Consider the following 5,230-nt stretch of genomic DNA (forward strand, 5'->3'; position numbering starts at 1 on the left):
AACTAAAGTTAACTCCAATGTTATGGTGAAAAAACAGCGAACTGCTGCACATTTAAAAATAAATAATCATATCGTAAGGAAATAGAATATGTTCAAGAAAATAATGCTAACCACTGCCGTCATCACTTCCGTGATATCACTCCCTTCATTTGCTGCTACAGAAATCTCATGGGATGAAACCAGCAAGTACGTTCATGTTGGTGATATTTCTGTCGGGGGTAAATATTTTTCACCCGATGATGCTAAATCTAATATTAATATGAAGGCGGCTGAAGCCGGGGCTGATTATTATTATGTTAGCCGATTCACGCGTGGTAATACGGGGTTTGGGGCTAATGCAGTGTTATATAAAGAAAAATAACAGTTAAAGTAAACGGGGGCCGTTAATACCTGGTCCCCTTTTACTCTTCATTTTTTACTATCAAATTAAACCCCCACTTTCTTTATAGAAAGTGTGCGGATAACTGCTGGCATCAGATATATAAGGAAAATAATGATATGTACCGCATCGGGGAATTAGCAAAGTTGACGGGTGTAACACCTGATACGATTAGGTATTACGAAAAGCAACATTTAATGAACCATAATATCCGTACCGAAGGTGGTTTTCGTCTGTATGTGGAAAATGACCTACAACGACTACGGTTTATTCGTTATGCCCGCAACCTGGGATTTACCCTGGATTCGATTCGGCATCTACTTGCTATTCGAATCGAACCCAATGATGACGGTTGCCATAATTCCAAAAATATTGTCCAGGCACGGTTGAATGAAGTTGAAGCGCGTCTTGAAGAGCTCCAGGCTATGCAGCGTTCATTGCGAGATTTAAATGATATTTGCTGCGATAGCGATCACTGCATCACTTATTGCACGATTCTTGAAGCCCTTGAACAAGGTGCTGAAGGCGGTAAGTCTTGAGTGTTGTAGGGTGGATGAGCGATAGCGTCATCCACCCTTTGCGCCAGTTTTGTCGCTTATCCGGCCGACGAAGAGGTTTGAGGCTGCTGCTCCGTTCAGCGAACAACCAGTACCGAGCACTCGGCGTGACGCACCACTGCCGCAGAGTTTGAACCAAGAAGATAAGTGGACATACTCGGTCTGTGGGACGCCAGAATAATCACATCCGCGTCAATATCTTCGGCCAACTGCAGGATATGATCTTTCGGTGTGCCGCTCAGCACGTGCTTTTTCACTCTGTCGCCAGGTAAGCTGAACTGCGCGACAATCTCGCTCAGCGTTTTCATGGCGGCCACTTCCCGTTCTCTGGCATCGGGCGCAATCGACGTGTAACCCAGGCCGTAAGAGGCAAAATAGGTATAGTCAGGGATGACTGCCAGGAAGTGGATCGTGGCGTCGTCTTGTCTGGCATAAGCTTCCACATGCGGAATGACTTGTTGCGTCAGCTCCATTTCAGAAATATCGATAGGAACCAGGATTTTCTTAGACATACAACCTCCTTTTGTTTTCTCGTAAATAACCCTCTTTAAGTTATGGATTAGATTTGTTATTTGAGGAGTGATACAGGTCCGGTTTTTGGAGATTGCCGCTTCGTTTCATACTATTTTCGTAGCTTCCAGAAACAACAAACCCCGCGTTAACGGGGTTTTGATTAAGGCATTAGGGTACAAAGTACTTAATCATTCCATCAATTGCTTACTGATAGTGGGATTCGCCTGCATTAAGCGCATCAACTTCAGTTCGGTCGTGGAGGGTCTGAGTCGTTTTGATTCCCACTCCTGCACCATGGCAACACTCACACCCATCGCACGGGCAAAATCATCAATCTTAAGCCCGGTACTTTTTCTTAACTGCTCAAACTCAGAAAATGCATTGGGCTTATCATTAAGAGCCATCGTTTGTTGTTTATCTTTAAAAACAATCTGCTCAAGGTTACTTAGTAGCTCATACATTGGATCTTTATATTCCATCGAGTACTCCTCATAAATCACACAATGGATAGTGAACACGTAAGAAGCTCATTAAGAATAGTTCGAAAAAAAGTGTGACGATGCTTTCGAGGCTAACTATTTTTAAACATAAAGGGGCTTATGCGTTTCAGCAAAAAACCTAAGCGGCATAACGAATTGAAAACGCTGCGTACCTGGGGAATGAGTATAAATTTGTAAATGGTTAGATATTTTATGCAAAAGGGCGGGACTAGCCCGCCGCAGTTGAAAGATTTTCCATCATGCTTTTTGCGTAACTTTATCTAGCTCATGGTTTTCTGCACGGTTTTCACCAGGAGTACGCTGGCCTGCCCAGGATTTCACCAGCAGCGCGGTGGCTGAAAGTATTGCCGGAATCGCCAGCAGCATGAAGATGGTTTTGAACGACAGTTCAGCCTGCATCAGGAATGCGCCACTAAACGCTCCAAGGATCCCGCCGAAACGCCCGAGCCCTAACATCCACGCAACGCCGGTTGCACGCCCCTGGGTTGGATAGAAACCTGCCGCCAGTGCTGGCATTGAAGATTGCGCGCCGTTCATAATCGTCCCGGCGATAAACACCATCACGCCCATCAGCACCAGGCTTGAAGTGGAGAAGCCCACCAGGCAGACGAACAGCCCGGTCAGCAAATAACCAACTGCGACGACTTTGTTCGGGTTCAATTTATCCATCAACGCACCAATAATTAGCACGCCAATGCCGCCACCGAGTGGGAACAGCGCCGTGATAATCGACGCCTGGCTAAGTGTTGCGCCTGTTTCACGAATCAGCAGCGGCAGCCAGCTGGTCAGGAGATAGAAAATCAGCAAGCCCATGAAATAAGTCAGGCACAGCATTAATGTCCCTACCAGATAACGTGGCGAGAAAATTACGCCCAGCGCGGTTTTATCTTTGATGTGTCCACCGACTTCGTTGAGCACAAAGCGCAGGTTTTCACCTGATGGAAGTGGCGCGATGCGTCGCAAAATAGTGGCGATATCTTTCTGTGGTTTGTTTTTTACCACCAGGTATCGTGCTGATTCCGGCAGCCAAATCATCAGTACCACCGAAAGAATCAGTGGCATTACACCGCCCAGAACCAGCACGCTTTGCCATCCGTAATGTGGGATCATCCAGGCGGAGACAAAGCCGCCCATTGACGAGCCAATCGGGAAGCCAACAAACATCAGGTTCACCAATAAAGCGCGTTTACGTTCCGGAGCGTATTCCGACATTAATGTTGCTGCGTTTGGCATGGCCGCGCCCAGGCCCAGACCTGTGAGGAAGCGCAGTAAGGCGAGGGATGTCAGACTGGTGGCAAAGGCTGTCAGAAGGCTGAAACCGCCAAACACCAGAATCGAAAGTACCAGCACTTTTTTACGCCCAATGCGGTCAGCCATCGGCCCTGCGGTTAATGCACCGACCGCCAACCCAACCAGTGCGGCACTCATTACCGGGCCGAGGTCAGATTTCTGCACGCCCCATTCCTGTACCAGGTCGGAGGCGATAAAACCAATAATCGCGGTATCGAACCCGTCCAGCGCGACTGTGATGAAACACAGCACGAGAATCATCCACTGGAATTTGGAAAACCGATTGTTGTTTATAAATGCCTGAATATCAGTTGTTGTTGTCTTTGTCATAAGGCAAGTCCTGAAGGATGCTGAGGTGTTCGATTATCGAACAAAGATTCGTTAATCGTTCGTTAAATCAAACCACTCAACAGGCAGTTGGGCAATCATCCCACGGGTGTTTGTGTGCGATTATCGTACTGATTCGGCGGGCGGCGTCGGGCGTTGAAAAATAAACGCTTTAGTATTAATAGCTTAAAAGTGGTTCAACGCAGGTGTCATGTCATCGGATTTGTGAGGGGTGTAACAATTAAGCAACATTAGTTCGCGAAGAGGTGGAACAACCATCAAAGATTAAGCGCTAACTCCGTGTCAAAAGCCGCTATTAATCGTACAAATTTGCCTTAAGAGATTAGCCGCAAAGGGTATCTTGCAAAGGCAGGTTGGACTATCCTTAGCAGCATTATTGGGTACGCATTTGCGCTTTGGCACTGAATGATGAAAGGAGTAGAAAAGATGGCGACAGGTAAGTCCTGGTCACGCTGGTTTGCGCCGCTTGCGGCAATTTTAATGGTGGTGAGCCTGAGTGGTTGCTTTGATAAAGAAGGCGATCAGCGCAAGGCGTTTATCGATTTCTTGCAAAATACGGCGATGCGCAGCGGTGAACGTTTACCGACGCTGACTACCGATCAGAAAAAGCAATTTGGCCCGCTGGTTTCTGATTACGCGATTCTGTATGGCTTCTCCCAACAGATGAACCAGGTTATGGACGATGGCATGAAGCCGGTCGCCGATAGCGTAAACAGTATTCGTGTGCCGCAAGATTATATGACCCAGAGCGGTCCACTGCGTCAGGCAAATGGCTCACTTAACGTATTAGGTCAGCAAGTACAGAATGCCAAAATGCAGGCAGACAGCGCTCGCTCCACCCTGAAGCAAGCCGACGAACTGAAACCCGTTTACGATCAGGTATATCAGAAAGTGGTTACGGGTCCGGCAGCGGCGATGGCTCCACTGATTCCTGCGGCACAAACCTTTACCGCTCAACTGGTGCAAGTGGGTGATTTCATCCAGCAGCAGGGAACTCAGGTTGGTTTTACCGCAGGCGGCATTCAGTTCCCAACCTCACAGCAGGCAAGCCAGTACAACTCGCTGATTGCTCCGCTGGCATCACAGCATCAGGCATTTATGCAGGCGTACTCGGCTGCACAAAGCTCCATGCAGTAATGGTGATTTCCCTCGCTTAATGGCTGTCTCTTATACACAACTCGCCCTGGCAATCTTGTCGGGGCGAGATCTGTAAGCCCCGCAGGTTTTCCGTTCACCCGTGCGTTCAGTTATCTCTTTAATTCCCGAAAACGGTGAACGTATTAAGGAGTTAACGCCAACTCCTTAATAATCCAGGCGCCCGGCAAATCAATCGCCGCTAAAGCGGTAAACACCGTTTTTCACCCAACATTCGGGGGCGTTCGCGATTCGTTCCCGACGATCGCTCTCTCACGTGGCTCCCGGCCACGTGACCCCGACTGAAGGGTAAAAAACGGCGCGATTGAAGCCGGGGACAAGGTCAAAACCGGTCTGGTTTTTGACTTTGTCCTTGAATTTTGGGTCCGGCTTAAATCGCCTCCATTTTGACTCCAGGTGGCAGGGTCCAGCCGTCGGGAACGGCTGGAGGGCGCGATCGTCTGGAACGAATCGCAACCGACCCTGACACGGAGGCAAAATGGAGGTTT

At 48.3% G+C, this 5,230-nt stretch carries 6 protein-coding genes; 3 read left to right on the forward strand and 3 right to left on the reverse strand.

Going from position 1 to position 5,230, the window contains the following annotated elements:
- Nucleotides 1-88: 88 nt before the first annotated feature.
- Nucleotides 89-361 carry a YdgH/BhsA/McbA-like domain containing protein gene (locus MES37_RS23315; RefSeq protein WP_064542612.1) on the forward strand — a complete coding sequence of 91 codons (273 nt, stop codon included), beginning with the start codon at nt 89-91 and terminating at the stop codon, nt 359-361.
- Nucleotides 362-498: 137 nt separating this feature from the next.
- Nucleotides 499-918 (forward strand): Zn(2+)-responsive transcriptional regulator, encoded by a 420-nt coding sequence (zntR, locus tag MES37_RS23320; protein WP_064542615.1) that lies wholly within the window; start codon nt 499-501, stop codon nt 916-918.
- A 95-nt stretch (nt 919-1,013) separates the two neighbouring features.
- Here the strand turns inward: zntR and uspF are convergent, their stop codons facing one another.
- The 3 genes from uspF to MES37_RS23335 all read right to left on the reverse strand — a co-directional run bounded on the left by uspF (nt 1,014) and on the right by MES37_RS23335 (nt 3,569).
- On the reverse strand, nt 1,014-1,448 hold the full coding sequence (gene uspF / locus MES37_RS23325) for a universal stress protein UspF (RefSeq protein WP_064542618.1): 435 nt from the start codon (nt 1,446-1,448) through the stop codon (nt 1,014-1,016).
- Between the two features lie 189 nt (nt 1,449-1,637).
- Nucleotides 1,638-1,928 carry an HTH-type transcriptional regulator gene (locus MES37_RS23330; RefSeq protein ID WP_064542621.1) on the reverse strand — a complete coding sequence of 97 codons (291 nt, stop codon included), beginning with the start codon at nt 1,926-1,928 and terminating at the stop codon, nt 1,638-1,640.
- 258 nt (nt 1,929-2,186) lie between these two features.
- Complete coding sequence (locus MES37_RS23335) at nt 2,187-3,569, reverse strand: MFS transporter (protein ID WP_064542625.1); 1,383 nt, start codon at nt 3,567-3,569, stop codon at nt 2,187-2,189.
- 444 nt (nt 3,570-4,013) lie between these two features.
- Between MES37_RS23335 and MES37_RS23340 the strand changes: the two genes are divergently transcribed.
- On the forward strand, nt 4,014-4,724 hold the full coding sequence (locus MES37_RS23340) for a DUF3053 domain-containing protein (RefSeq protein ID WP_064542628.1): 711 nt from the start codon (nt 4,014-4,016) through the stop codon (nt 4,722-4,724).
- The last annotated feature ends 506 nt before the right edge of the window (nt 4,725-5,230 follow it).

The organism is Buttiauxella sp. S19-1 (assembly GCF_022134725.1).
Classification (GTDB): Bacteria; Pseudomonadota; Gammaproteobacteria; order Enterobacterales; family Enterobacteriaceae; genus Buttiauxella; species Buttiauxella ferragutiae.